General features: G+C 72.2%; 23 protein-coding genes. 10 read left to right on the top strand and 13 right to left on the bottom strand.

Features of this window, described 5'->3' with window-relative positions; genetic code table 11:
• Window positions 1–19 precede the first annotated feature (19 nt).
• The gene (locus AMIS_RS33575) at window positions 20–1087 is read right to left on the bottom strand and encodes an ATP-dependent DNA ligase (RefSeq protein ID WP_014446918.1); all 1068 of its coding nucleotides are present in this window, start codon (window positions 1085–1087) and stop codon (window positions 20–22) included.
• 77 nt (window positions 1088–1164) lie between these two features.
• Between AMIS_RS33575 and AMIS_RS33570 the strand changes: the two genes are divergently transcribed.
• Together AMIS_RS33570 and AMIS_RS33565 are read left to right on the top strand one after the other, a co-directional pair.
• Window positions 1165–2001, top strand: a complete 837-nt coding sequence (locus tag AMIS_RS33570; RefSeq protein WP_014446917.1) for a MerR family transcriptional regulator — start codon at window positions 1165–1167, stop codon at window positions 1999–2001.
• Window positions 2002–2006: 5 nt separating this feature from the next.
• Window positions 2007–2939, top strand: a complete 933-nt coding sequence (locus tag AMIS_RS33565; RefSeq protein ID WP_014446916.1) for a transglutaminase-like domain-containing protein — start codon at window positions 2007–2009, stop codon at window positions 2937–2939.
• A gap of 37 nt (window positions 2940–2976) precedes the next feature.
• Here AMIS_RS33565 and AMIS_RS33560 read toward each other — a convergent pair whose 3' ends face one another.
• From AMIS_RS33560 to AMIS_RS33535, 6 genes are all read right to left on the bottom strand, one after another.
• The gene (locus tag AMIS_RS33560; protein WP_014446915.1) at window positions 2977–3345 is read right to left on the bottom strand and encodes a DUF3037 domain-containing protein; all 369 of its coding nucleotides are present in this window, start codon (window positions 3343–3345) and stop codon (window positions 2977–2979) included.
• Complete coding sequence (locus AMIS_RS33555) at window positions 3342–4064, bottom strand: HipA family kinase (RefSeq protein ID WP_014446914.1); 723 nt, start codon at window positions 4062–4064, stop codon at window positions 3342–3344. The genes AMIS_RS33560 and AMIS_RS33555 overlap by 4 nt, the downstream gene beginning before the upstream one ends.
• 249 nt (window positions 4065–4313) lie before the next feature.
• Window positions 4314–4865, bottom strand: a complete 552-nt coding sequence (locus tag AMIS_RS33550) for a hypothetical protein (RefSeq protein WP_014446913.1) — start codon at window positions 4863–4865, stop codon at window positions 4314–4316.
• Window positions 4866–5215: 350 nt separating this feature from the next.
• Window positions 5216–6286 (bottom strand): NAD-dependent epimerase/dehydratase family protein, encoded by a 1071-nt coding sequence (locus AMIS_RS33545; RefSeq protein ID WP_014446912.1) that lies wholly within the window; start codon window positions 6284–6286, stop codon window positions 5216–5218.
• Between the two features lie 128 nt (window positions 6287–6414).
• A complete protein-coding gene (locus AMIS_RS33540; protein WP_014446911.1) occupies window positions 6415–6762 on the bottom strand; it encodes a histone-like nucleoid-structuring protein Lsr2 in 348 nt (115 codons plus the stop codon).
• Window positions 6763–7239: 477 nt separating this feature from the next.
• On the bottom strand, window positions 7240–10269 hold the full coding sequence (locus AMIS_RS33535) for a putative bifunctional diguanylate cyclase/phosphodiesterase (protein WP_014446910.1): 3030 nt from the start codon (window positions 10267–10269) through the stop codon (window positions 7240–7242).
• 91 nt (window positions 10270–10360) lie between these two features.
• On the opposite strand from AMIS_RS33535, the gene AMIS_RS33530 reads away from it, so the two are divergent.
• Entirely contained in the window at window positions 10361–10987 is a 627-nt protein-coding gene (locus tag AMIS_RS33530) for a class I SAM-dependent methyltransferase (protein WP_014446909.1), read from the top strand.
• 137 nt (window positions 10988–11124) lie between these two features.
• Here AMIS_RS33530 and AMIS_RS33525 read toward each other — a convergent pair whose 3' ends face one another.
• The 4 genes from AMIS_RS33525 to AMIS_RS33510 all read right to left on the bottom strand — a co-directional run bounded on the left by AMIS_RS33525 (window position 11125) and on the right by AMIS_RS33510 (window position 15082).
• Window positions 11125–11844, bottom strand: coding sequence for an HAD family hydrolase (locus tag AMIS_RS33525; protein ID WP_014446908.1), 720 nt, complete (start codon window positions 11842–11844; stop codon window positions 11125–11127).
• A complete protein-coding gene (locus AMIS_RS33520; RefSeq protein WP_157435167.1) occupies window positions 11841–12593 on the bottom strand; it encodes an ROK family protein in 753 nt (250 codons plus the stop codon). Before AMIS_RS33520 ends, AMIS_RS33525 begins: the two co-directional genes overlap by 4 nt.
• A 57-nt stretch (window positions 12594–12650) precedes the next feature.
• Entirely contained in the window at window positions 12651–13358 is a 708-nt protein-coding gene (bioD, locus tag AMIS_RS43125) for a dethiobiotin synthase (protein WP_041831544.1), read from the bottom strand.
• 590 nt (window positions 13359–13948) lie between these two features.
• The gene (locus AMIS_RS33510; protein WP_014446905.1) at window positions 13949–15082 is read right to left on the bottom strand and encodes an 8-amino-7-oxononanoate synthase; all 1134 of its coding nucleotides are present in this window, start codon (window positions 15080–15082) and stop codon (window positions 13949–13951) included.
• Between the two features lie 85 nt (window positions 15083–15167).
• Here AMIS_RS33510 and bioB point away from each other — a divergent pair, with 85 nt between their 5' ends.
• The gene (gene bioB, locus AMIS_RS33505) at window positions 15168–16163 is read left to right on the top strand and encodes a biotin synthase BioB (protein ID WP_014446904.1); all 996 of its coding nucleotides are present in this window, start codon (window positions 15168–15170) and stop codon (window positions 16161–16163) included.
• Window positions 16160–16342 carry a biotin synthase auxiliary protein BsaP gene (gene bsaP / locus AMIS_RS43520; RefSeq protein ID WP_386933383.1) on the top strand — a complete coding sequence of 61 codons (183 nt, stop codon included), beginning with the start codon at window positions 16160–16162 and terminating at the stop codon, window positions 16340–16342. Before bioB ends, bsaP begins: the two co-directional genes overlap by 4 nt.
• A gap of 125 nt (window positions 16343–16467) precedes the next feature.
• Here bsaP and AMIS_RS33500 read toward each other — a convergent pair whose 3' ends face one another.
• Window positions 16468–17508: a GNAT family N-acetyltransferase gene (locus AMIS_RS33500; protein WP_041830226.1), complete on the bottom strand. Its 1041-nt coding sequence runs from the start codon at window positions 17506–17508 to the stop codon at window positions 16468–16470.
• A 125-nt stretch (window positions 17509–17633) separates the two neighbouring features.
• The gene (locus tag AMIS_RS33495) at window positions 17634–18347 is read right to left on the bottom strand and encodes an ACT domain-containing protein (RefSeq protein ID WP_014446901.1); all 714 of its coding nucleotides are present in this window, start codon (window positions 18345–18347) and stop codon (window positions 17634–17636) included.
• A 129-nt stretch (window positions 18348–18476) separates the two neighbouring features.
• Between AMIS_RS33495 and AMIS_RS33490 the strand changes: the two genes are divergently transcribed.
• The 5 genes from AMIS_RS33490 to AMIS_RS33470 all read left to right on the top strand — a co-directional run bounded on the left by AMIS_RS33490 (window position 18477) and on the right by AMIS_RS33470 (window position 25804).
• Window positions 18477–19190 (top strand): pyrimidine reductase family protein, encoded by a 714-nt coding sequence (locus tag AMIS_RS33490; protein WP_083888751.1) that lies wholly within the window; start codon window positions 18477–18479, stop codon window positions 19188–19190.
• Window positions 19191–19362: 172 nt separating this feature from the next.
• A complete protein-coding gene (locus AMIS_RS33485; RefSeq protein ID WP_014446899.1) occupies window positions 19363–21150 on the top strand; it encodes an ATP-binding protein in 1788 nt (595 codons plus the stop codon).
• An 18-nt stretch (window positions 21151–21168) separates the two neighbouring features.
• On the top strand, window positions 21169–22341 hold the full coding sequence (locus tag AMIS_RS33480) for an exonuclease SbcCD subunit D (RefSeq protein ID WP_014446898.1): 1173 nt from the start codon (window positions 21169–21171) through the stop codon (window positions 22339–22341).
• Window positions 22338–24827, top strand: coding sequence for an AAA family ATPase (locus AMIS_RS33475; protein ID WP_014446897.1), 2490 nt, complete (start codon window positions 22338–22340; stop codon window positions 24825–24827). Before AMIS_RS33480 ends, AMIS_RS33475 begins: the two co-directional genes overlap by 4 nt.
• Window positions 24824–25804: a hypothetical protein gene (locus tag AMIS_RS33470; protein ID WP_014446896.1), complete on the top strand. Its 981-nt coding sequence runs from the start codon at window positions 24824–24826 to the stop codon at window positions 25802–25804. The genes AMIS_RS33475 and AMIS_RS33470 overlap by 4 nt, the downstream gene beginning before the upstream one ends.
• Window positions 25805–26250 lie beyond the last annotated feature (446 nt).

Here is a 26250-nt window from a genome sequence, read left to right as displayed (position 1 = left end):
GTCCTCCGCGGCACGGCGGTCAGCGACCGTTGAGCACCTCGGCGAGATCGAACCGGACCGGCCGCTCGAGCTGGTCGTAGGTGCAGGTGGCCGGGTCCCGGTCGGGCCGCCACCGTTCGAACTGGGCGGTGTGCCGGAAGCGGGCGCCCTCCATGTAGTCGTAGCGGACCTCGACCACCCGCTCCGGGCGCAGCGGCGTGAACGACAGGTCCTTGCCGTTGTTCCACCGGCTGTACTCGTTCTTGCGCGGGGTGCGCTCGCCCTGCTCGTGCGCGGCCCAGTTCCAGGGGTGCCCCTCGAACGTCGTGACCAGAGGCTGCAGCTCGGCGAAGAGCTCCTCGCGGACCTTCATCGGGAAGGAGCCGATCACGCCGACCGAGACGAGCACGCCGCGCTCGTCGTGCAGGCCGAGCAGCAGTGATCCGATCCGGTCAGGGCCGGACTTGTGGATCCGGTAGCCGGCGACCACGCAGTCCGCCGTCCGCTTGTGCTTGATCTTGAACATGACCCGCTTGTCGGGCTGGTAGACCAGGTCCCGTGGCTTGGCGATCAGCCCGTCCAGACCGGCGCCCTCGAACTGCTCGAACCAGCGCCGCGCCTCCGCCGTGTCGTCGGTGGCGGGGGTGACGTACACCGGCGGTTTCGCGTCCTTCAGGGCCTCCAGCAGGCGGGCCCGGCGCTGGACGAAGGGCAGCTCGGTGAGGTCCTCGTCGCCGAGCGCCAGCAGGTCGAACGCCACGAAACTCGCCGGCGTCTGCTCGGCGAGCAGCCTGACCCGGCTGGCCGCCGGGTGGATGCGCTGCTGGAGCGCCTCGAAGTCGAGGGTGTTCCGCTCGGTGTCGGCGACGATCACCTCGCCGTCGATCACCGCCCGCTCCGGGAAGTTCGCCAGGACGGCGGTCACCACCTCCGGGAAGTACCTGGTCATCGGCTTCTCGTTGCGGCTGCCGATCTCCACCTCGTCGCCGTCCCGGAAGACGATCGACCGGAATCCGTCCCATTTGGGCTCGTAGACCTGGTCGGGTGGGATGTCGGCGACCGGTTTGGCGAGCATCGGCTTGACCGGCGGGCTGAGCGGAAGCTGCATCCGCTCAGTGTGCCCGCAAAATCGTTTCCCGGAAGTCCCTTTACTCGTCCCCTGGGGCAGGGTTCACCATCGACCGCATGGCTTCCTCTCCCGCTTCTGCACAGATGACCATCGGCGAGTTCGGGCGGCGGGCCGGGCTGTCGGTCAAGGCGTTGCGGCTCTACGAGGCGTCCGGGCTGCTGCCACCGGCCGAGGTGGACACCGCCAGCAGCTACCGGCGATACAGTGCCGCCCAGCTGGACCGGGCCGCCCGGATCGGCCTGCTGCGCCGTCTCGGCATGCCGCTCGCCGTGATCGGCGAGGTGCTCGACCTGCCGGATGCCGAGGCCGGCAAACGGCTGGACCGCTGGTGGGCGGGGGAGCAGGCGGCGTTCTCGGCCCGGCAGGAGAGTTACACCTGGTTGCGGAGCCGTCTGGCGCACGGTGACGAGCCGGAGCGGAGGTACCCGGTGCGGATCGGGCTGCGGCCGTCGCACAAGGTCGCCACCCTCCTCGTCGACGTCGACCAGGAGAGGCTCGTGCCGGCCATGGGCGAGGCCGAGTGGGAGATCCGGCGCATGCTCGAGGAGCAGCGGGCCACCACCACCGGTGAGCGCTGGGTGATCTACCACCGCGCGGTCACGCCGGAGAGCGAGGCGCCGATCGAGGTCTGCATCCCGTTCACCGGCTCGGTCGAGCCGGTCGGCAGGGTCGCTCTCCGGATCGAGCCGGAGCGCCTGGTGGCGTTCGCCGAGGTGACCCGGGACGACTGCTTCTACCCGCGCATCACCCAGGCCTACGAGGCGGTCCGCGAGCACGTCACCGCGGCCGGGATGATCCTCACCGCGCCGCCCCGCGAGATCTATCTGGACAGCTGGGACCGGTTGACCGGCACCGATCCGTTCGTGCACGTCGCCCAGCCCTTCGAGGGGTGAGAGAGATGGACTACACCCGGCAGACACGCTTCTCCGACCCCGGCCGGCACCGCGACCGCCTGACCGCGCTGCCCCGTGACGTGGCGGGCATCGGCGCGGTCGCCCGCAACGTGCTGGTGCACTACCGCGCCTCCGGGCTGGACTTCCCACCCGACCGGCTCGCCGAGATCGACAACCGCTGGGTGGAGCGCATCCTCGACACGGTCCGCTTCGACGGGCCGCTCGGCACGCCGTGCCCGGCGGAGCAGCGCGTGGTCGGCTGCTGCCGCGACTTCACGCTGTTCACGGTGGCGGCGTTGCGGGCCCACGGCGTCCCGGCGCGCAGCCGGGTCGGGTTCGCCGACTACCTCGAGGAGGGCTTCCACGTCGACCACGTCGTGACCGAGTGGCACGACGGCTCTCGCTGGGTCGCCACCGACACCCAGCTCAACCCGGCCGCGGGCTACCCGGTGGACGTCGCCGACGTGCCGCTCGGTCCGGGCGGGCTGCGCACGGCGGCGCAGGCGTGGCGCGCCTTCCGGCGCGGTGAGGACGACCCTCAGACGTACGGGGTGGGCGCCGGCGTGCCGATCCGGGGCCCGCTGATGATCCGGAGCTATGTGCTGCTGGAGCTCGCTCACCGGATGGGCGACGAGGTGCTGCTCTGGGACCTCTGGGGTGACGAGGCGGCATTCGTCGAGTCGCTGGGCCCGGCGCCGCTGGCCGAGTCCTGGGCGGCGCTGCCGCCGTCGTGGCCGGGGGACGGGCCGGAGCTGATCGACGAGATCGCCGACCTGCTGGTCGCGGCGGACGGCGGCTCTCTGGTCGCTGAGCGGACGCTTGCCGAGCGCTATGCGTCCGACCCGCGCCTGCGACCCGGCGACGTGGTCAGCTGTCATTCGCCGCGGGGCGTTCGTTACGAGGTCGACCTGCGGTCGCGGGCGCCGGCCGGGGCGTGAGCCGCTTTCCTGCCGGGTCCTGGGCTCGCTCGAGAGCTCAGCGGACCAGCAGGTCGGCGAGCCTCTCCAGCTCGGCGGCCGGGTCCTCGGCGAGGCCCATGTGGACGGGGCCGGCCCGCAGGATGGTGCTGCGCGGCGCGACGAGCCAGCGGAACCGTTCGCCCAGTTTCATGCCTGCCGACGGGCCGCCACCCGCGCAGGTCCGGCCCCACGCGGCCAGGGCGGCGCCGATCGCCGGCACGTCGGCGGCCGGGTCCAACGCCCGCAGCCGGTCGGGGTCCAGGTGGGTGCGGGCGTCCAGGAAGTCCTGCCGCTGGCAGTACAGGACGACCCCGACGTTGATCAGCTCACCCCGCTCGATCCGCGGGACGGCCTGGATGACGGCGTACTCGTAGGGGATCTTCACGGCAGCCACGCCTCCGGCTGCGCGGCGCGCTGAGAAAGGTGGTCGAAATACGCTTTCCGGTCGCCGTCCTCCAGCCACTCGTCCGGCACCAGCGCCAGCACCTCGGTCAGCAGCTCCGGGGTGATCCGCTCGGCCAGCCGCGGCCCCTCGGTCGCCAGCTCGGTGGCGAACTGCTTGAGCACGTGGTCGTCCCAGCGGTAGGGGCGGTGCACCACAGCCGCCGCCCGTGCCCAGTTGTGGTGGAAATAGAGGGTGGCCCCGTGATCGATCAGCCAGAGCCCGCCGTGCCAGATCAGGAGGTTCGGATTGCGCCAGCTGCGGTCGACGTTCTCCACGAACGCGTCGAAGGCCACCACCCGGCTGGCCAGCCCCGGCTCGACCGGGTGCGCGTTGGGGTCGTAACCGAGCGAACCGGGCAGGAAGTCCATGCCCAGATTGCTGCCGGCGCTCGCCTTGATCAGCTCCTGGACCTCTTCGTCCGGCTCGGCGCGCGCCACGATCGGATCGAGTTCCACCTTCGCCAGGTCCGGGACCGGCAGCCCGAGCCGCCGAGCCAGCTCCCCGGCGATCACCTCGGCGACGAGCGCCTTGGGTCCCTGCCCGGCCCCGCGGAACTTGACCACGTAGGTGCCGAGGTCGTCCGCCTCGACGACGCCGGGGAGGGAGCCGCCCTCGCGGAGCGGAGTGACATACCGGATAGCAGTGACCTCACGAAGCACGCCGCCAACCCTACGGCCGCCCCGAGCGTGCCGGCGGCGCGCCCCGCTCTCCCGCCGTCACCGACTCCGGTTCCGGCCCGCGCCGGGTCCGGTCCGCGCGGTTTCCGGTCCGCGCGGGTCCGGCACGCGCCGGGTTTGGCCTGCGCCTGGCCGGTCCGCGCTGTCGCCGGCCCGGCCGCGCGTCACCCGGTCCGGTCCGCGCGTCACCCGGCCCGACGCCTGCCGTGTCGGGCCGGGTGACTTCGGCCGTCAGGCTTCCGGGCCCTGGCGGCGCAGCTCGTCGACGCGGGTCATCGCGTTGCGGAGATCGCTGAGCCAGTCCTCGGTATGGCGGCCGACCAGCTTGACGCACCAGGCCAGCGCCTCCGAGCGGGAACGGGCCACGCCCGCGTCCACCAGCGTGTCGAGAACCTGGCGTTCCGGCTGGCGCAGTCGCGTCATCACCGGCGCGGACAGGTGGGTGAACAGTTCGGACGTGTCGCCGCAGCGCGCGCCCCAGGCGACCTTGCGCTGGTAGCGGTGCTCCACCTGCCGGGCGACCCGGATCCGGGCATCCCGGGTGTCCTCCCGGAACTGGGCGATCCGCCCGGCCTGCCCGGCGGCCCGGTCGGCCTCGGTCGCCTCGGCGGTCATCTCCGGCTGCGGCAGCCGGCCCCAGATGATGATCTCGTCGCGGTCCACGACCACCTCGGGCGGCTCGGTGAACCACCCGTCCGGAATGGCGCCGGTGATCCAGGCGGGGGCGTCGTCGGCGTTCGGCGGCTCGGTGCGCCCTCCGGGCGGACTCATTCGAATACGCATGCCAGCCTCCTAAGCAACTTACGTGATTACATGCTTACACCGTTGCCTGGGCAAGCCGCTAGCAGTGTTCACGCTGAGCGAAGCCGGGCTGCTTGCAGCGGTCGGAGGGCGGCCGTGACGGAGAGCCGCTAAATCATGAAAAATCGCTCTCAGGCGGGCGCAAAAAGGGTCCGAGCCGCGCTCTGAACCCCAAATTCCACACGCACATACCAGCCTCGGTCACGTGTGAAGCCGCCCCAACTCCACACGCAGAGCGGGCACTCGCGGCGCGTGTGGATATGGGGGCCAGGGTCCGCGCCTCAACCTCGCGGGGCGGCTCGGTGGAGGGGGGAGGGCTTCGGGCGTACCCGTCAGTAGGGGTTTCCGGTGCCTGGCAGGCGGCCTCGCAGGAGGCCTCCCATCCGCCCGGGCATGTCGGGGTCGGCGCGCAGCGGCGGGCTTTCCGTGTGCGCGCGGCCGGCGAGGCCGGCGACCAGCTCGCGCAACGCGGAGATGGCGTCGGTACGCGGGCGCCAGCCCAGTTCGGAGACGGCGCGGTCGCAGCTCATCAGGGGGGCCTTCAGCGCCAGCTTGACCCAGCCGCGGTCCACCGGTTGCAGGCGCAGCCACCAGCTCAGCGCGGCGGCGCCCTCCAGGGCGACACCGGGAACCGGCACCGGCAGGCCGCGGAAGGCGCGTGCTGCCGAGTCCGGGTCGAGGACCGGGCCGGCCGCGAGGTTGAAGGCGCCGTGGACGTCGGACGAGAGGATCGACAGGTAGGCCTCGGCCACGTCGTCGGCGTGGACCGCCTGCATCCGCAGGTTCGGGTGGGCGGGAATCAGCGGGATCCAGCCGAAGCGGAGCAGGCGGGCGGGGAGCAGCGGGCCGGCGAAGTAGCGGCCGATCTCGGTGCCGGCGTCCCGCTGGAAGATCAGGCCGGGGCGTACGCGGACCACCCGCAGCGTGGGATGGTCGGACTCGATCTCGTCGAGCATGCGTTCCACGAGAGCCTTGTGCCGGCTGTACGACGATTCGAGCACACCGGCGCGCCGCCAGTCCTCGGTGACGTACGCGTGCTTCGGCCCGGGTGAGTAGACGCCGACCGAGGACGCCTGGACCAGCGACGGCACACCGGCGCGCAGCACTGCCTGGAAGATGGCGCGGCTGCCCAGCACGTTCGTGCGGTAGAGCCGGCGCTGGTCATGACTCGGCTGGATCTGCCAGGCCAGGTTCACCACGGCGTCCGCGGTCGCGAAGATCGGCGTGAGGAGTTCGGTGGCGGACTCGTGCCCGACGTCCACCGAATGCCATTCGACGCCGGTGCCCCGTTGCTCGGGAAGTCGCCGGCAGATTCCGACTGCCTCGATGCCGGGTTCGGTGCGGAGCCGGCGCAGCAGGGCGGTTCCGGCGTTGCCGCTGGCACCCACGATGACTACACGCATGCGTTTCGCGTACCCCGTCAGCGCGGGTTGAACCAGGTTTTAGCGGTAATCGGCCGGTGTCAAAGCGTGTCGGCGGGGCGTGACCGGGGCGGAAAGGTGGCGCCGCGCCCGGCGGCGCCACCTTTGCGTCAGCGCTTGTTGTGGTACGCCTCGACGATGTGGCTCGGGATGCGGCCGCGCTCCGAGACCGGGTGCCCGTTCTTGTTGGCCCACTCGCGAATGGCCTGGTTCTGGTCGCGGCTCGACCGGCTGGAACTGGCCGGGGCGGCACGGCGGGCGGTGGACGGAACCACACCGGCCCGGCCGAGACGGGTGGCCGCGGAGAGGAACGGCTCGAGGGATTTCCGCAGCTTGCCGGCGTTCTTCTCGGACAGGTCGATGGTGTAGTTCACGCCATCCAGCCCGAATTCGACGGTGCGGTCGGCCTCACCGCCGTCGAGGTCGTCGGTGAGAAGAGTAATTACCTGCTTGGCCATGTGGTTGTCGCTCCTGTAGCGAAGTCATTCGGGTGGACAGCGAATCGTCGTCGTCGCATTCATTCTGTCGCGCACGCGGTATCGAGTGCAAATTGCCCGTTCTGGCATGTCGCAATGGGAGGGCTCTTTTGCTGGCTGGGAATGTGCGGTACCTTCGCATGTGGGAGCGCTCCCAGGAGTCTAGGGGTGTCGATGGGACTCTACCTGCGCGCCTGCTCATAGACCCGAGCCGCCTCGTCGCCGATCCTCCGGTGCCGGGGCGGTTCGTCCATTTCTTTTCCGGGATCAAGAATTTGATCTTGGGTCATTCGGCTGAAGGAGAAGCCGCGTTGAGCGGAAGGGAAGCCGGGGCGAGGCGAAGGGAAGCCGCGTCGAGCGGAAGGGAAGCCGGGGCGAGCCGAAGGGACGCCGCGTTGAGCGGAAGGGAAGCCGGGGTGAGCTGAAGGCGAAGCCGGTGGAGGTGACGGGTCAGCCGGATCAGACGGCCACCGACTGGGTGTTACGAAGCCACGCCAGCACCTCGGTCGGCCCCAGCGGACTGCTGAACAGATAGCCCTGCCCCAGCGGGCATCCCATCTTCACCAGCAGATCCCGGTGCGCGGGCTGCTCGATCCCCTCGGCGACCACGACAAGGCCCTGGGACTGCGCCAGATTGACGATTCCGCTGACCAGGGCCATCGGCTGCTGACTCGTCACCATGTCGTCGATGAACATCTTGTCGATCTTCACGACGTCGATCGGGCGCTGGCGGAGATAGCCGAGCGACGAATACCCGGTGCCGAAGTCGTCGATGGCGATCCGGATGCCCATGTCCCGCAGAATGCCGAGATCGGCCCAGATCTGTTCGTCGTCCTTCACCAGCAGGGTCTCGGTGATCTCCAGCATCAGGCTGTTCGCCGGAACGCCGGTGCTGGTCAGGGCGGCGCGTACCTGATCGACGAATCCGGACTCGCGGAACTGCCGGACCGACACGTTCACGCTCATGTACGGCGCCTGCCCGGCCGGCAGGATCCGGCGCCACTCGGCGGCCGTGCGCAGCGCCTCCTCGAGCACCCACCGGCCCATCGGCAGGATCAGGCCGCTCTCCTCCGCGACCTCGATGAACTGGTCCGGCGTGACGATGCCCCGACGCGGGTGGTGCCAGCGGACCAGCGCCTCGAAGCCGACCGCCGTGCCCGCTGCCAGGTCCACGATCGGCTGGTAGTGCAGCAGGAAGTGACCCTCGTTGACGGCGTGGTCGAGCGCCGAGCGCAGTTCCAGGCGTTCGACCATCTCGGCGTGCAGGTGCGCCTGGTAGCGGCGCCACTGGTTCTTGCCGGCGCCCTTCGCGACGTAGAGCGCGAGGTCGGCCTGGCGGAGCAGCTCGTCGGCGTCGTCCGCCTCCGGCGTGGTCGTGATGCCGATGCTGGCCGCCGGGTAGAGGGGTTTGGCGTCGGTCTCGACCGGCTGGGCGAAGGCCTCGAAGATCCGGTTGGCGGTCTCCTCGACGGCGCCCGGGTCGTTGACGTTCTCGACCAGGGCGGCGAACTCGTCGCCGCCGAGCCGGGCCGCCGTGTCGTCGGCCCGCAGCGCCCCGGCGATCCGGTGCGCCACGGCGATCAGCAGCTGGTCGCCGACGGCGTGGCCGAGCGTGTCGTTGACGATTTTGAAGTCGTCCAGGTCGATGAAGAGCACGCCGACCACCGAGCCGTCCCGGGCGCCGCGGGCGAGGGCGTGCTTGAGCCGGTCGTTGAAGAGCACCCGGTTCGCCAACCCGGTCATCGCGTCGTGGAACGCCTGGTGGGTGAGCTCGCGTTCGAGCTGCCGCTGTTCGGTGACATCGCGCATCGTGACGACGAGACCGGCCACCGTCGGCTCGGCGCGCAGGTCGCGGCAGTGCAATTCGAGCAAGACCTCGGTACGGCGGTTGCCCCGCGCCCGGAAATCGAGTTGCTGCTGCAACTGGTCACCGCCGCGGACGGCGGTCAGCACCTCGGACAGCCGGTCCCGCTCACCGGGATGGATCACCTCGGGGAGCAGCGCGCCGGTCGGGTCACCGCCGAAGACGCCGACCGCGGACGGGCTCGCGTACCGGATCCGGTCCCGCTCGTCGATGATCATGATGACGTCGGCGGTGTTCTGGATCAGCGTGCGGAAATAAGTCTCGCTGTTGCGCCGTGCCACCTCCTGGCTCAGCGCTATCCGCTCCAGGGCCAGCGCCACCTGGCCGGCGAGCACCTCCACCGAGCGCTGCAGCTCCAGCAGCGCCCAGGTCGGCGCACCGACGTGCAGCACGCCGAGCAGCGGGTCGCCGGTCGGCCGGTCCTTGAGCACCATCGGGCAGCGCAGCGTCTTGTTGAACTGGCTGAGACGCACCGCGACCGCCCAGTCCACGTCCCGGGTGGAGACCAGGCGCGCGGCAGTGCCCGTCGCCCGGTCCACGGCGGCCTGCGCGGCGGCCTCCGGTGACTGCGGCTCGGCCTGCACGATCGTCACCGCGAGGACCACGCCGTGCGGCGCGTCGCCGGGGATGAGCTGGGCCACCGCCGTACGCACGGCGAGCCCGACCGATTCGGTGTCGGCGGCCGAGACGAGGGCCGCGGACGCCTCCCGCAGGCCACGCTCGCGCGCCATCACCTGCCCGTGACTCGTCATGATCCCGGCCATCCGGGCCAGCACGAGCAGCAGCATCAGCATGCTCAGCGCGGCCACCACGGTCAGGCCCGCCACCTGGCTGTCCCGGTACATCTTGACCAGCAGCACGGTCGGCGCGACCAGGGCGGCGAGCGCGAGCAGCGCGAGCCGCCCCCGGCTGGTCTCGACGGGCGGCTTCTCGCCCGGGCGGGTCAGTTCGGCCATCGACGGGATCAGCGCGGCCAGCCCGGCCGCCATGTAGAACGCGACGTGCCCGACGGCCGGGTGCCGGGCCACGTCGGCGACCAGCATCGCGAACACCCCGGCGCCGAGGCAGTGCCCGGGCGCGACGAGCCGGCCCGGCATGGTCGCCAGCCGGATCAGGAAGCCCAGGCAGAGCAGGTCGGCGAGGGGCATGGCCAGGTCGGCCCAGGTGTCGGCGGTGGAGCCGTCGAAGCGGGGCCCGACCACGAACGTCCAGATCAGCAGCGCCACCCCGGCGGTGACGGTGAGCGCGTCGAGCAGCCCGGCCCGGTCCCGCGCCGACTCGGTGCGGCGGCGGACGAAGAGCCCGAGGGCGACCGCCAGCAGCAGGTACGCGACGAGCAGCAGCACCGTACCGGCCGGTTCCAGCCAGACCAGCCGATCGGTGAGGAACGCGGGTGCCGTGGAGGCCGCGCCACCGGCCGCCGACAGGCCGACCGCCGCGGCGAGCAGCCACCAGGGCCGGGTGTCGTCCGGCTGGCGGCCGCGCATCCCGGCGACCACGGCGGCGACCGCGGAGGCGCCGGCGAGCAGGCGCAGCGGGCTCTGCAGTCCGGGTTCCAGCACCAGAACCACGACGAGGACCGCCATCCAGACGCCGAAGAGGGCGGCGGACCACCTGCTCGGCATCCTGCTCCCTTCGGGCGGCCCCGGTGAACGGCTATGTCGGCCTGATCGGCCCGATCGCCGTGAGACTGAGCGAGAGCGGCACAATCGGGAGGTGCTATCGGAGTTCCTTCACGCCCACACCAGGCTCGCGCCGGTTCCCTTCGTCCCCGAGATCGCGCTGTGGCAGGCCGAGGAGCCGATCGCGCTCTGGGAGGCCACCGAGGCGGGCGGCTCGTCGCAGCCCCCGCCGTTCTGGGCGTTCGCCTGGGCGGGCGGGCAGGCCCTGGCCCGGCACGTGCTGGACGACCCGGACCTGGTCGCCGGGCGCAGCGTGCTCGACCTGGCCACCGGTTCCGGCCTGGTGGCGGTCGCCGCGGCGCGGGCCGGCGCGACGCCGGTGACCGCGAACGACATCGATCCGTTCTCGCTGGCGGCGGCCGCGGCCAACGCGACCGCCAACGGCGTCGAGGTCCGGACCGTCGAGGCGGACCTGCTGGACAGCGACGAGAAGTACGGGGTGGTGCTGGCCGGCGACGTCTTCTACAGCCGGGAGATGGCCGGGCGGGTGCTGCCGTTCCTGCGCCGGGCGGCCGGGCGGGGGTCGCTCGTGCTGGTCGGCGATCCGGGGCGGGCCTATCTGCCGGAGGGTCTCATCCGGCGGGCGGTCTACGAGGTGCCGGTCTCCGAGGCGCTGGAGAGCGTGGCGATCCGCCGCACCACGGTCTGGCAGGTCACCTGAATTCCACACGCACCTCGGGTGCGGAGCGCGCCCGGAATCCCCACGCGGGATCTCATGGGCCGGCGGCGGGGGACGGCCGGGAGGCCGCGCCTGGCCGGTTGCGCCGGTGGGTCACGGGACCTCGGCTGCCCGTACCCTCAAAGGAGCGCGAGCAGGCCGAATCCGTCTTGGATCTCGGTGTCCGGTTCCGGCCAGCCGGTCGGGTCCTCGCGAGCGGTCCGGCGGGAGATCATCAGGATGGCGCGGCCGATGTCGGCGCGGCGGGCGCAGAGCACGTCGCGGCGGCGGCTGTCGCCGATGAACCAGCAGTTCGCGGGGGAGACGCCGAGGGTGTCCGTGGCGTTCCAGATCATCTGCGGGTTGGGTTTGCGGACGCCCGCCTCGTCGCTGTAGATCTGGGCGGCGAAGAGACGGCCCACGCCGGATTTGTCCAGGAAGTCGCGATGCGCGGCCCCGGCGAGCGTGTTGCTGACGACCGCCATCGGGATGCCGCGTTCGGTGAGGGCCGCCAGCGCCTCCGGAATGCCCGGCCGCAGATGCCAGCCGTCCCGCCAGGCCCAGTCGTAGCTGAGACGCGGCACGGCGGTCCGCACCCGTGCCTGCGCCTCCGGCGGCCAGTCACCGATCACGAAGCGTTCCCAGACCTCGGCCTGGGGCAGCTCGTCCGGCCAGTCCTCGTCACGCCACCGGGCATAGGCCTCGGCGCCCGCGGTGAGCGACCGCTGGATCTCGCCGGGGGTGAGCGCGCTCTTGATCACGTTGAAGACGCGCAGCACCAGCTCCGGCGGGGCGGCGCGCTGCGGCGGGGAGTCCGCCAGCACCCCGCCGAAGTCGAACAGCACGGCGTCCGGCGTCATCGCTGACCCAGGGTCCAGGCGCGGACGCCGCCGACGATGCCCGCGGTGTTCGGCACCACGACCACATCGTCGCCCATCCGGGCCAGCTGCGTGGCGGTGATCAGGCGGCTGTTGCCGCCGCCGAGATAGACCCGATCCCAGAGGAAGACCGGCCGCAGGCCCTCGATCACGTTGCGCACCCGGCGCGACCAGAGCGCGTCGCCGAGGCGGCGGCGTTCATGTTCACCGATGTACGTGTCGTAGGACATCCCCCAGCGCACCGGCGCCTGCGACATCTCCAGGTGCGGCGCCAGCTCACCGCCGTCGAAGAGGGCGCAGCCCAGCCCGGTGCCGAGGGTCAGCACCAGCTCGCAGCCGGTGCCCGCGACCACGCCCGCGCCGTGCACCTCGGCGTCGTTGAGCACCAGCGTGGGCAGCCCGAACGCGTCGGCGAGAGCGGTCCGCGCGTCGAACCCGCGCCACGCCTCGAACAACTCCGGGTCCACCCTGGTACGCGGGCCGCTACGTGTCACGTAGTGCGGGGTCGCCACGACCACGCCGTGCCGGATCATGCCGGGCATGCCGACGGTGACCCGATCGGCGTTCGGCAACTGTTCGCCGAGACTCACCAGAGTCTTGACGAAGAGTTCGGGAGGCAATGGGTACGGTGTCGGGACCCGGATCGGGTGTGCCCGCATCGTGCCGGCCTCGTCGAGGACAGAGCCCTTGATGCCGCCGCCGCCACAGTCAATCGTCAGGGTGAAAGCCACGCGGCCAGTGTGCATGTCGACCACCTCCCGGACACAACAATTGTGACGGGCGCGCCGTTAACCCGCTTCCTCCGCCCAGACCCGCCAGTTGTCGAGAACGCCGTGCAGAGCGGGTGTCAGCCAGCCCGGCGCGGATCTGCGGAACACCCCGGGGTCCATCGATCCGGCGTCCGACGGGAGGGCCCCGACCAGGTGCGGGACGAGTTCGCCCAGGTTGGCCCAGTGCACCAGCTCGGGATCGTGCGGCCAGGCGCCGAGGATCACCCGCGCGTAGACGCCGCGCCGGTGCAGCGCCTCCAGGGTCAGCGCGGTGTGGTTGAGCGTGCCGAGTCCCGCGCGCGCGACCACGATCACATTCGCGCCGAGCGTGGTGGCCAGGTCGGCGAACGTCCACGGCTCCCCGGACGGCCGCAACCCCATCGGCACGAGCAGGCCGCCGGCGCCCTCGACCAGGACCAGGTCGTGTTTCTCGGCCTCGGCGCGGATCGCGTCGACCGTTTCGAACAGGTCCAGCGCGGCCTGACCGGCGACTTTCGCGGCGGCCAGGGGCGCCAGCGGCTCCGGGTACTCGGCGAGGGTCCGCACGGTCTCCGGACCGGCCAGCCGAGTGATCACCTCGGCGTCGGTGGGCGCGCCGGTGGCGATGCCCGTCTGACCGGGTTTGATCACGGCGACCCGGAGGCCCGCCGCCTGCGCCGCAGCGGCCATCGCGGCGGTGGCGATGGTCTTGCCGACCTCGGTGTCGGTGCCGGTGACCAGGATGATCCCGCGCCACTCGTGCGGTTCGGCCCGGGCCGGGGCGGGTTGCGGCTCGCCGGTCTGCGGGCTTTGGCCGGTCTGCGGGCTTTCGCCGGTCTGCGGGCTTTCGCCGGATTGTGCGGCGAGTTCGTTGCCGATCTCGGCGGCCAGCGCCTCGCCGTCGACCTCGGCCTCGGTGAGCGGCTCCGCCGGGCTCTCGCCCGGTTCCTCGATCGGCAGGGCCGGCGGGTCCGCTTCCGGCTCGGCGGGCGGCGCGGTCGCGGTCAGCGGGGGTACGGCCGGAGCCCCGTCCCGGTGGGCCTCGCCCGCCGGCGCCCCGGCCGGATGCCCGTCGCCGGGACCGTGGCCGCCGCTGTGCCCGGCACCGTGGCCGCCGCTGTGCCCGGCACCGTGGCCGCCACGATGGCCGCCGCCGTGCGCGTGCAGCGGATCGTCGGTGACCCGCTCCCGAGGCGGCGCCGCGACCGGCAACCCGTGCCCCCCGCTGCGCCCGTGCGGTGGCGCTCCGACCGGCAGGCCGTGCCCGCCGCTGCGCCCGCGTGGCGGGGGAGCCAGCGAGATCCCGGAGTAGTAGGTGCCCGAAGGGGGATCGGCGGTCATGGTGCGCACTCCACGATCACGTTCAGGGCGCGGGCGAAATCCGCCCCGTCGACGCCCGCGTTCAAGGTCAGCCGGAGACGTGAGCTGCCGTCCGGCGTCGAGGGGGGCCGGAAACAGCCGACCGCGACGCCACGGTCGCGGCAGTCGGCGGCCCACGCGACCGCCGCCTCCGGCCCGGGCGCCGGCACGGAGAGAACCCCGGCCGCCGGATCGGGCACGGGGTAGCCGGCGGACCGCAGCCGGGCGGCGATCTCCGCCCCGCGCGCGGTGAGCACGGCACGGCGGTCGTCGGCGTCGGCGGCCACCCGCACGGCGGCCAGCACACCGGCGACCACGGCCGGCGGTGGCGCGGTGTCGTAGATGAACGTGCGCCCGGTGTCGACCAGGTGCCGGATGAAGGCGGCCGGGCCGGCCACCACGCCGCCGGCGCCACCGAGGGCCTTGGAGAGCGTGGCCGTGACCAGCACGTCCGGCAGACCGGCCAGGCCCGCCGCGGCCACCCCGCCGGCGCCTCGGTGACCGAGCAGGCCGAGCGCGTGCGCATCGTCGACGATCAGCAGCGCGCCGCGCGCCGAGGTCACCTCGTGCAGCGCGGCCAGCGGGGCGAGGTCGCCGTCGACCGAGAAGATCGACTCGGTGACCACCGCGGCGCGGCCCGGATGGGCGTCGAGCAGGGCAGCGACGGCGGCCGGGTCGTTGTGCGGCGCGACGGCGGTCCGGATCCCGGAGATCTTGCAGCCGTCGATGAGGGAGGCGTGGTTGTACGCGTCCGACACGACCAGGTCGCAGACCGCGCCGACGGCTCGGACCACCGCGAGGTTCGCCAGGTAGCCCGAGGAGAAGACCAGCGAGCTCTCCGCGCCGAGCCAACCGGCCAGTGCGGACTCCAGCTCGGCGTGCGGGCCGGTGGTGCCGCGGACCAGCCGGGAACCCGTCGCGCCCAGCCCGAACGCGCTCAGCGCGGCCCCGGCGGCGGTCACCACCTCCGGGTGAACCGACAGCCCCAGGTAGTCGTTTCCGGCGAGGTCGACGACGCCGTCGCCGGCTGCCCGGGGGCGCAGCTGACGGGTGAGCCCCGCCTTGGCCCGCTCGCGGGCCAGGCGATCGATCGCCTCCAACCAGCCGGTCAAGACACCCCCAGAGATCGCGAGAACCGGAAACTACCACCCACCACCGACAGTCCTGTCCGGGCCGGGAACTCTGTAGGGTACGGGCATGCCAGACATCCTCGACCGCGCCCGGACCAAGGTTCTCGACGGTGGCACCGGCCTCTCCGAAGCCGAGATCCTCGAGGTGCTCCGCCTGCCGGACGCTGATCTGCCGGCGTTGTTGCAGCTGGCACACGACGTGCGGATGAAATGGTGCGGTCCCGAGGTCGAGGTCGAGGGCATCGTCTCGCTGAAGACCGGCGGCTGCCCGGAGGACTGTCACTTCTGTTCGCAGTCGGGACTTTTCGCGTCTCCGGTACGCGCGGTCTGGCTCGACATTCCCTCTCTAGTGGAGGCTGCGAAGCAGACCGCGGCCACCGGCGCCACCGAGTTCTGCATCGTGGCCGCCGTCCGCGGGCCGGACAAGCGGCTCATGGAGCAGATGCGGGCCGGCGTCAAAGCGATCAAGGAAGCGGTCGACATCCAGGTCGCCGCGAGCCTCGGCATGCTCACCCAGGAGCAGGTCGACGAGCTGGTCGAGATGGGCGTGCACCGCTACAACCACAACCTGGAGACCTGCGAGTCCTACTTCCCGAACGTGGTGACCACCCATTCGTGGGAGGAGCGCTGGAGCACGCTGAAGATGGTGCGCGACTCCGGCATGGAGGTCTGCTGCGGCGGCATCCTCGGTCTGGGTGAGACGGTCGAGCAGCGTGCCGAGTTCGCCGCGCAGCTGGCCGAGCTCGACCCGCACGAGGTCCCGCTGAACTTCCTCAACCCCCGTCCGGGCACGCCGCTGGGCGACCGCCCGGTGGTGGAGGGCAAGGACGCGCTGCGCGCGATCGCCGCCTTCCGGCTGGCGATGCCGAGGACCATCCTGCGGTACGCCGGGGGCCGCGAGATCACGCTGGGCGATCTGGGTACGCGGGACGGCCTGCTCGGTGGCATCAACGCGGTGATCGTCGGCAACTACCTGACCACCCTGGGCCGGCCCGCCACCGCCGACCTGGAGCTGCTGCAGGACCTGAAGATGCCGGTCAAGTCGCTGTCCGCGACGTTCTGACGATGTACTGCGACCGCTGTGGGCGACCGGCCGCGGAGGGCGACCACGCGGCCTGCGCCTCCGCCCGCGAGCTGGAGCCACCGCGCTTCTGCCCGGAGTGCCGCCGCCGGATGAAGGTCCAGGTCGTCCCCACCGGCTGGACCGCGACCTGCGTCGAGCACGGGGCCCGCAAGGGCTGAAAAGCCCGCAGGGCTTGAAGTAAGCCCAGCCACTGCTCCTGTCAGGTGGCGGCACTCTGTTCGGGAGTGTCGCCACCCATGGGTGGCGACACTCCCGAACAGAGTGCCGCCACCCCTCTCACCCGTCACCCTGAGGTGGCAGGAGCTTTTCTTCCGGCGGCCGGCAACGTCACGCTGACCAGCGAGCCGTCGCGCTCGATCGAGCCCGCCCCGATCCGCCGCAGGGTGCTCAGCATCGCCACGTTCTCCGCGCCGGTGTGCGCGACGATCGCCGCGGTTCCGGAGCGCTCGGCGTGGGCGTGCAGCCGGCGCAGCAGGGCCGTGCCGAGCCCGCGCCGCTGCCAGCCGTCCTCGACGAGCAGCGCCACCTCGCCGAGGTCGCCCTCGGTCACCAGGTTCGCCATCGCGATCACGGCGCCGGCCGGGGTGGTCGCGACGAGCGTCACGCCGCCGGCCGGTTCGAGCAGCTGGCGCAGCCGGGAGTCGCGCGGGGTCGCGCCGCTCAGGTACCTGTCGTGCAGCGTGGCCGGCGAGCAGTTCTCGTGCAGCTCCCGGACGGCGGCCAGGTCGTCCGTGGTGGCCGGGCGCACCACCAGCTCGGCGCCGTCGGCCAGCAGCAGCGTGACGTGCTCGTGCCGCTGCCGCACCACCGCGCCGGCGATCTCGACCAGTGTCTGCGCCCGGGCGTACTCGGCGGGGGTGAAGGCGGGCAGGGCGCGGAGCACCTCGTACGTCCCGCCGGCCGGGTCGGCAAGCGTCATCCGCCCGCCGTGGAAGCCGGGCTGCTCGCCGTGCGAGCCACCGCTCGGCCGCCACCGCACCTCGGTCGCGTCGAGCAGCGCCACCAGCGTCTCGCCGAGCGTGTCCGGCTCGTGCACCAGACGGCCGGCCAGCGCCAGCGCCCGGGTCGGCTGGTCGGCCAGCCCCTGCGCCTCGGCCCGGGTGACGAACGCGTCGCGGCCGCGCCCCTTGAGCACGGCGGCCATGATGTCCGCCTCGGTGAGCGAGTCCGGCGCGTCGACGAGGAAGTCGTCGACGGCGCCCTCCTCGGTGGTGTGCACCTGGACGGCGAGGATGTTGACTGATCGCAGAGCCAGGCTCGCGGTCAGCACGGAAAGGTAGCCGGGCCGGTCGTCGACCGTGGCTCGGATCCGCCACAACGCCATGCGGGGCACTCCTCTCGGCGCGTCGGTCACTCGATGTCCGTACTCAAGGGTGCCCCGGCGTTGTTACCCGAGTGTTGCCTCAAACGCGATTTCCGGGTTAGAACGATCACAGCGAGTCACGGTCGTCACACCACGTCTAGATGCGCGGGCGTGGTCGCCGTGTCCAGCCGGTCGCCGAGGATGACGGCGGCGGCGCGGACCAGCTGGGCGACCCGGTCCACCTCGGTCACGTGGAAGGCGGCGGCCGGCAGGTCGCCCTCGTCGCTGCGGGCCACGAGCAGGACGAGTCCGCCGCGGCCGAACGGGGCGACCGCGTACCGCGCGCCACCCGGCTCGGCGAACGGGCGGGCCCGCAGCGGGGTCACCTCGGGCAGGCGCAGCGGGGAGGGGGCGCGCCAGCTCGCGTACACCACCTGCGGCTCGCCGGCCGCGCCGCCGGCGCCGTTGCGTGACGCCCAGTCGGCCGGGACGATCGCGGCGGCGGCCCAGTCCGCGGCGAGCAGCCCGGGCACCGCGTCGACCAGGGTGGCCAGGCCGTCCGCCGGGTTCGCGGCGACCTGCGCGAGCAGCTCCGCGTCGTGCCCGCCGTTGACCGGCGCCCCGATCGCCTGCCACACGCCGTCGACCTGCACGCCGGGGATGGCGGCCAGGCCGGCGAGGAGTCGTTCGACGCGCGCCGCGCCCGGCCACACGACGGTGAAGTCGTCGACGGCCCGGCCGCCGAGTCGTTCCAGCACCACGACCTGGACGATGTCCGCGCCGGCGACGCCGAGGGTGCGGGCGACCTGTCCGAGGGCGCCGGGACGGTCCGGCAGGGTGACTCGTACCCGCAGCAACATGAAACTCCTCCCGTCGCGGACGGCCGGTGCCGCCGTCCTGGGACCAGCGTGCCGACCGGGCGTTTCCGACCCGTTGCACCGCCGTGTCCCGCCTGTCAAGCTGCGATAGTGTCGGCCGGCGTGACCGATATGCACGCCTGGCCCGCCCCGCTGACCGAGCTCTACCCGCGCGAGCCGGACCCGGCCCTCAGGGTCAACTTCATCGCGAGCGCGGACGGTGCGGTCACCGTCGAAGGAGTTTCCGCCGGGCTGCAGGGCCCGGGCGACAAGGAGGTCTTCGACACGCTGCGGATGGTCTGTGACGCGCTGATCGTCGCGGCCGGCACGGTTCGCGCGGAGAACTACGACGCGTTGCGGCTCACCCCCGCGGCACGCGCCTGGCGGACGGCCGCGGGCCTGCCCGAGTTCCCGCTCATGGTGATCGTTTCCGGCAGTCTCGACCTCGACCCGGACCAGCTGATCTTCTCGGACGCGCCGATCCGCCCGATAGTGATCACCCACAGCCGGGCCCGGGCCGCGGACCGGCTCACCGAGGTGGCCGAGGTGGTGGCTCTCGGTGACGACCGGGTCGATCTGGCGGCGATGGTCCGCCTCCTCCACGAGCGCGGCGCCGGTCAGCTGCTCTGCGAGGGCGGTCCCGGCCTGCTCGGCTCGCTGATCGCCGCCGACCTCGTCGACGAGCTCTGCCTCACCGTCGCGCCGCTCCTGGTGGGTGGCGGCGCGGGCCGGATCGCCCACGGCCCGGACGGGCCGGGGCGCCGGATGCGGTTGCGGCACGTGCTCACGCGCGAGGACATGCTTTTCCTGCGTTACGTCCGAAAAGCCCGATGGGGTACGCCCTGAGCGCCTGACCCGGGAAGCCGGCCGGCCCCCATCGACCGATCCGGGTCAATCGGTTCGGTCCCGGGGCGCGCCTCCGCGATCTGATCAAGATCTTGTGCATAACTCTGTGGATGGACACCAGAAGTTGTGGAGAGCGAACGCGACGGGCATTTTGTCGTACACCTGAGGCACCATGATCCCCGTGTCTGACGAAGCTGAGCTCCTCCGCGGCGGAAAACTGAATGCAAACCCGGAGGTGGACCCAGTCGGACGAGTGCTCGGTACAGCCGATGCCACCCCGTTGCAGTTCTGGACGGCCGTGGCCCCCGGCTCCTACCTGCAACTCGACGACGTCGTGGTGACCCAGCGTGACCTGCCGGACCGCGAACCGGTGACGATCGCCGGCGTGGTGACCCAGGTCCGGGCCCGGCACGAGGGGGCCCAGTTCGACTCGGACGTCTTCGCCATCGCCGACGGCACGCTGCCGGCCATGGTCCAGGAGGCCGCCGAGATCACCACCACCCGGGTCGACCCGGAGCTCTACGTGCCGCCCGCGCCCGGCGCGATCGTGCACCGGGCCAGCGGCGAGGCCCGGGACGCGGCGCTGCACTTCGACCGGATGGAGCGGCGGGTCCCGATGGGCACCGGCCGTGACGGCGTGCCCGTCTTCCTGAACGCGGACTTCCTCGACGGCACCCGCGGCGCGCACGTGTCTATCTCCGGCATCTCCGGTGTCGCGACCAAGACCAGTTTCGCGACGTTCCTGCTCTACTCGGTGTTCCGGTCCGGTCAGCTCGGGGCGGACGGCGCCAACGCGCGTGCCCTGATCTTCAACGTGAAGGGCGAGGACCTGCTCTTCCTCGACCACCCGAACACCAAGCTCGACGACAAGACCCGCGAGGCGTACGCGCTGCTCGGCCTCCCCGCCGCACCCTTCCCGGACGTCCGGGTCTACGCCCCGCCCCGCCCCGGCGACTCGTCCGGCGCGCCCGATGTGAGCAGCCGGCTCACCGGGGTCGACTCGTTCTACTGGACGCTCGCCGAGTTCTGCGAGAACAAGCTGCTGCCGTACGTGTTCGCCGACGCCGACGACGAGCGCCAGCAGTACACGATGGTGGTCCACTCGGTGACCGCCCACCTGAACCGGTACGCGGTGCCCGCCGAGGGCGGCGTCAGCATCGACGGCAAGCGCATCGGGTCGTACCAGGATCTGGTGGACCACGTCGTCGAGCAGCTCACCGACGACGAGACCCGGTCCACCTGGGCCGGCAGTGCGGTCAACATGGGTACTGTCAACGCGTTCGCCCGCCGGCTGATCGGCAGCAAGCGTGACCTGTCCCGGCTGATCCGCGGCGACCTGGCGAGCCGCCGCCCGCACCAGATCAAGACCGCGGCGAGCGCCCAGGTGACAGTCGTCGACCTGCACAACCTGCCGGACCGGGCGCAGCGTTTCGTGGTCGGTGTGACGCTGAAGACCGAGTTCGAGGAGAAGGAGAAGTCCGGCACCGGCCGGCCGCTGCTCTTCGTGGTCCTCGACGAGCTGAACAAGTACGCGCCGCGCGAGGGCAGCTCGCCGATCAAGGAGGTGCTGCTCGACATCGCCGAGCGCGGCCGCTCGCTCGGGGTGATCCTGATCGGCGCCCAGCAGACGGCGAGCGAGGTGGAGCGCCGGATCGTGACGAACTCGGCGATCCGGGTGGTCGGCCGGCTCGATCCCGCCGAGGCGTCCCGGCCGGAGTACGGCTTCCTCCCGCCCGCGATGCGCCAGCGCGCGCTGCTGGCCCGGCCCGGCACGATGTTCGTGAACCAGCCGGACATCCCGGTGCCGCTCTGCGTCGAGTTCCCGTTCCCGGCCTGGGCGACCCGCAAGTCGGAGTCCGGCCCGCCGCCGGCCGAGACGCTGCGCTCGATAGTCCAAGGTGCCGACCCGTTCGCCGTGGTCGGCGGCGGCGGCCGTTCCGACGACGACATCCCCTTCTGAGCGTTCTAAGGTTTCGCGATGCGCATCCTGCACACCTCCGACTGGCATGTCGGCAAGGTCCTGAAGGGCCGGAACCGGCACGAGGAGCACATCCGGGTCCTCGCCCAGGTCGTCGAGATCGCCCGGGCGGAGCGCCCCGACCTGGTGATCGTCGCCGGTGACCTCTACGACACCGCGGCACCGACGGCCGACGCCACCCGTCTGGTGACGCGGGCGCTGTCCGCGCTGCGCAAGACCGGGGCGCGGGTGGTGGCGATCGGCGGCAACCACGACAACGGCGCGGCGCTCGACGCGCTGCGGCCGTGGGCGGACGCCGCCGGCATCGAGCTGCGAGGCTCGTTCCCCCGCGCGGAGGACGTCGGCGACCTGCTGATCGAGGGGATCACCGAGGGCGGCGAGCGCTGGCGGCTGGTGGCCCTGCCGTTCCTCTCCCAGCGCCTGGCGATCCGGGCCGCGGAGATGTACGACCTGACCGCCGCCGAGGCCAACCAGACCTACGCGGACCTGGTCGCCCGGCTGATCGCCAAGCTGAGCGCGTCGTTCGCCGAGCCCGGCCCGGACGGGCGCGGTGTGGTCAACCTGCTCACCTCGCACCTGACGATCGTCGGCGCGAGCACCGGCGGCGGCGAGCGGGAGGCGCACACCATCATGGGGTACGCGGTGCCGGCCACGGTGTTCCCGCCGAACGCGCACTACGTGGCCCTGGGGCACCTGCACCGCGCCCAGCAGATCATCTCGCCGTGCCCGACGCGGTACAGCGGCAGCCCGCTCGCCGTCGACTTCGGCGAGGAGGAGAACGTCTCCTCGGTCGCGATCGTCGACGTCTCCGCCGACCAGGCCGCCCGGGTCCGCGACGTGCCGGTGACCTCGGCGCTCACCCTGCGGACCGTGCGCGGGACGCTGGAGCAGCTCGGCACGGTGAACCTGCCGGACGCGTGGCTGCGTGTCCTGGTCCGGGAGACGCCCAGGCCGGGGCTGCGCGAGGACGTGCAGGAGCTCCTGCCGAACGCGCTGGAGGTGCGCATCGATCCGGACATGCTGCCCGACACGTCGCGACAGCGGTCGGCGGAACGGGCCGGCCGTTCCCCGCGCGAGCTGTTCGGCGACTACCTGGACAGTCGCGGCAACGCCGAAGAGGGTGTCCGCGAGCTCTTCGACGAGCTGTACGACGAGGTGAGCAGCAACCAATGAGGCCACTGAGGCTCGACATGGCCGGATTCACGGTGTTCCGCGACCCGACCACCGTGGACTTCACCGACGCCGACTACTTCGCCCTGGTCGGCCCGACCGGCTCCGGCAAGTCGACGGTGCTCGACGCGATCTGTTTCGCCCTCTACGGCACGGTGCCGCGCTGGGGTGGCACCCGGGGGATCGGCAACGCGCTCGCCCCGTCGGCCACCGAGGCCCGGGTGCGGCTCTGCTTCGAGTCGGCCGGCGACCGGTTCGTGGCGACCCGCGTGGTGCGCCGCGACGGCCGGGGCAACGTGAAGACGGCCGGCGCCGGGCTGCAGCTGATGCCGGCCGGCTTCGACGTCACCAAGCTCGACACCGGCATGGACCTGGAGGACCTGGGCGAGGCCCTGGCCGGCACCCCGGCCGAGATGGACGCCGCGGTGCTCGACGCGGTGGGGTTGCCGTACGAGCAGTTCACCAGTTGCGTGGTGCTCCCGCAGGGGCAGTTCGCCGACTTCCTGCACGCCAAGCCGGCCACCCGTCAGCAGATCCTGGTGAACCTGCTGGGTCTGCACGTCTACGAGAACGTGCAGGTCAAGGCCTCCGAGCGGGGTAAGGCCGCGGAGGCCAAGCTGTCCGTGGTTGAGCAGCAGCTCGAGGCGCTGGCGGATGCCACCGACGAGGCGGTCGGCGCGGCTGCCGAGCGGCTGGAGCGGATGCGGGAGCTGACCCGGGCGGTGGAGCTCGCCGTGCCGGGGCTGCGGGCCGCCCGCGAGGCGGAGAAATCCGCGGTGGCGGCGCGGGACACGATCGACGCGGAGCTGGCGGCGCTGAAGTCCGTGCGTACCCCCGATGGGCTTGCCGAGGCGACCGGGGCGACCACCGCGGCCCGTGCCGCCGCGGAGCAGGCGGCGCGGGAGGTGCACGCGGCCGAGGAGGCCGAGGAGAAGATCCGCGGCGAGCTGGCGGCGGCGGGCGACGCCGGGACGCTGCGGCTGACCCTGGACCGGCACACCGAGCTGCAGCGACTGGCCGAGCAGGAGGACTGGTTCGCCGGCAAGGTGTCGGTCGCCGAGGTGGAGTACCGGGACGCACACGCCGCCGCCGAGCTGGCCCAGGCCGAGCACACCGGCGCGCAGCAGCTGCTCGAGCAGGCCCGCCAGGACTACCGGGACGCCCAGCAGCGCGACCGGGCGGCGGCCCTGCGCGGTCACCTGGTGGCCGGTCACGAGTGCCCGGTCTGCGAGCAGACCGTCACGGTCGTCCCGGAGGTGCCGAAGGAGTCGGCGGTCCGGCTGGCCGAGGCGGCCGGCGCCGCGGCGAAAGCGGCCGCCGAGTCGGCGGCGGCGCGCTGGCGGGAGCGCGACGCGGTGGCCCGCAACCTGGAGAGCGACCTGGAGCGCAAGCGCGGCCAGTACGAGCACCACCTGTCCCGTCTCGCCGAGGTGCGCGCCGCGGTGTCCGGTCTGCCGGACGTGGAGGCGGTGCGGTCCCGGCTGGCCGATCTCAGCCGGCTGCAGGGCCGGCTCGAGGAGGCGGCGGCCGCCGTGCGCGCGGCCCGGGAGGCGCAGCGCAGGGCGCAAGCCGGTGTCCGGGCCGCCGAGGAACAGCAGCGGACGGCGTGGCGCACGTTCGACGCGGCCCGCGACGGACTGGCCCGGTTCGTGCCGCCGCCGGCCGACCGGGACGACCTCGCCGCCGCGTGGCAGGCCCTGGTCGGCTGGGCCCGCGGTGAGCACGAGACCCGGCTGACCGGGCGGGCCGAGGCGGACGCGGCGGTCACCGCCGCGCACGCCGCGACGGTCCGTGCACACGGGGCGATCGTCGACCTGTTCACCGAGGCGGACCTCACGGTGTCCTCGGTGGACGCCGAGGCCGGGCTGATCCGGGCCGCCGCGGTCGCCGCCGAGCGGGCCGAGGCGGCCTGGCAGCGTCTGACCGAGCGGCGCCAGCAGGCCGGCGACGCCGCCGAGCTGCGCAACCGCCTGCAGCAGCAGGGCCGGGTCGCGAAATCGCTGGCCGGGCACCTGCGGGCGAACAACTTCGAGCGCTGGCTCCTCGAGGAGGCCCTGGACCTGCTGGTCGACGGCGCCTCCGGCATTCTGCGCGAGCTCACCAACGGGCAGTACGAGCTGATCCACGACAAGGGCGAGTTCTTCGTGGTGGACCACCACGACGCGGGGCTCAAGCGCGGCGTGCGCACCCTCTCCGGCGGTGAGACGTTCCAGGCGTCGCTGGCGCTCGCGCTCGCCCTCTCCGAGCAACTGGCCGGGATGAGCACGACCGCGGCGAGCCTGGAGTCGATCGTGCTGGACGAGGGCTTCGGCACCCTGGACGCGGCCACCCTGGACGTGGTCGCCGCGACCCTGGAGAACCTGGCGGCCCGCGGCGACCGGATGGTCGGCCTGGTCACCCACGTGCAGGCGCTCGCCGAGCGGGTGCCGGTCCGGTTCGAGGTGCACAAGGACGCGCGGACCGCGCACGTCGAAAGGGTGGGCATGTGACCAGGGTGTTCGTGGACGCGTGGGATCCCTCCTACGGCTCGTCGTTCGAGGGCGAGGGCGGCGGCGACGGCCCGTCGTCCTCCAGCTCCCAGCAGGTCGACGTGGACGTGGAGGTGCCCGCCGCCGAGTGGGCGCCGATCGACGTCCCCTCGTCGGTCCGCGCCCCGGACGTGGTGTTCCTGGTCGACGGCGTGCGCCGCAACGACGCCGGGTTGTGGACGGCCGAGGAGGACGGCACCTCGTACGCCGGTCTCGCCGCCTCCTACGCGGCCGGCGTGGTCCGCTGCGACCTGGGCCGGGGCGTCGCCGAGCTGGCCGGCGCGCGGGTGGCGCGCGGCCTCTTCACCGCGAGCCCGTCGGTGAGCGACCTGGTCGCCGGCTCGGTGCGTTACGAGGTGCACCGGGTCAGCGGCACGGGGGAGGCGAGCAAGCTGCCGGCCGCCGTGCAGCCGCCGCTGACCGCTCTGGAGATCGAGATCTCGGCGGCGGCCCGGGACGGCGGCACGGACGGCGCCGACCTGCTGATCGTGGACGGTCCGCTGCGCAACAGGCGTCAGCTGCCGCGCACCATCGGCTACGTGAAGACCCAGCAGAAGCAATATCTGCCGGCGGCGCAACAGGCGGTCGTGCCCCGGCTGCGGCCGGGACAGCGCACGCCGGTCTTCCAGATCCTGTCGGTCTTCGGTGGCTGGACGTGGTACCTGCGGCTGCCCGGTTCGTCCGGCGCGCCGTGGTCGGGCGTGGTGCGGGTGGAGTGCTCACCGGAGCTCAGCCCGGACCAGGCGATCGAGCTGGCCGACCTGTCCGGCGCGACACTGCCACGGCTCGCGTCGTCGGCCTACAAGGATCCGCGGGCGCCGCAGAACCTGGTGCCGATCGCCGGGCTGGAGCGGCGGCTGCGCGGGATGCTCGGTGACGCCCGGGTGCTGCACCGCGCGCTGGCCCGGGAGACCGCCCGGACCCGTCTCACTTCTTGATCTTCAATCTCGGTACGTGGGACCGCGTGTGTGCTCGTGCACGGTCGCCTTTCCAGAACGCGCGAAGTTGACCATCGGGGGCGTCCGGGAGGATGATCCGAATAGGAGCGGAGAAGCGCTCCAGCAGCGCCATCGGGGAATGGGAGCGCTCCCGGCAGGGTGGTCACAGGATAGGGCCGAGTGGCATTAACGGGTCACCCGAACGGTTCTCGGACCCCGCCTTTCACCACTTGTTACGCGATCCTGTCAACGCTACGAAATCGTAGGTTCACGCTACGAGATCGCGCTCTCCCGCGTCCGAGAGAATTATTCTCAGGACCATGTCTACGTTCGGTTGTCACTGAGTATCATTCCGCCTTACCTGGCGTCCGAATCGTCGTAGATCAATACGGAGGGTGATCTCCGACCGGTGCGCCTTCACGATCACGATCGCAGCGGAGGACCGT

This window comes from Actinoplanes missouriensis 431, assembly GCF_000284295.1.
Classification (GTDB): Bacteria; Actinomycetota; Actinomycetes; order Mycobacteriales; family Micromonosporaceae; genus Actinoplanes; species Actinoplanes missouriensis.
This window is presented reverse-complemented; position numbering and strand designations above follow the sequence as displayed.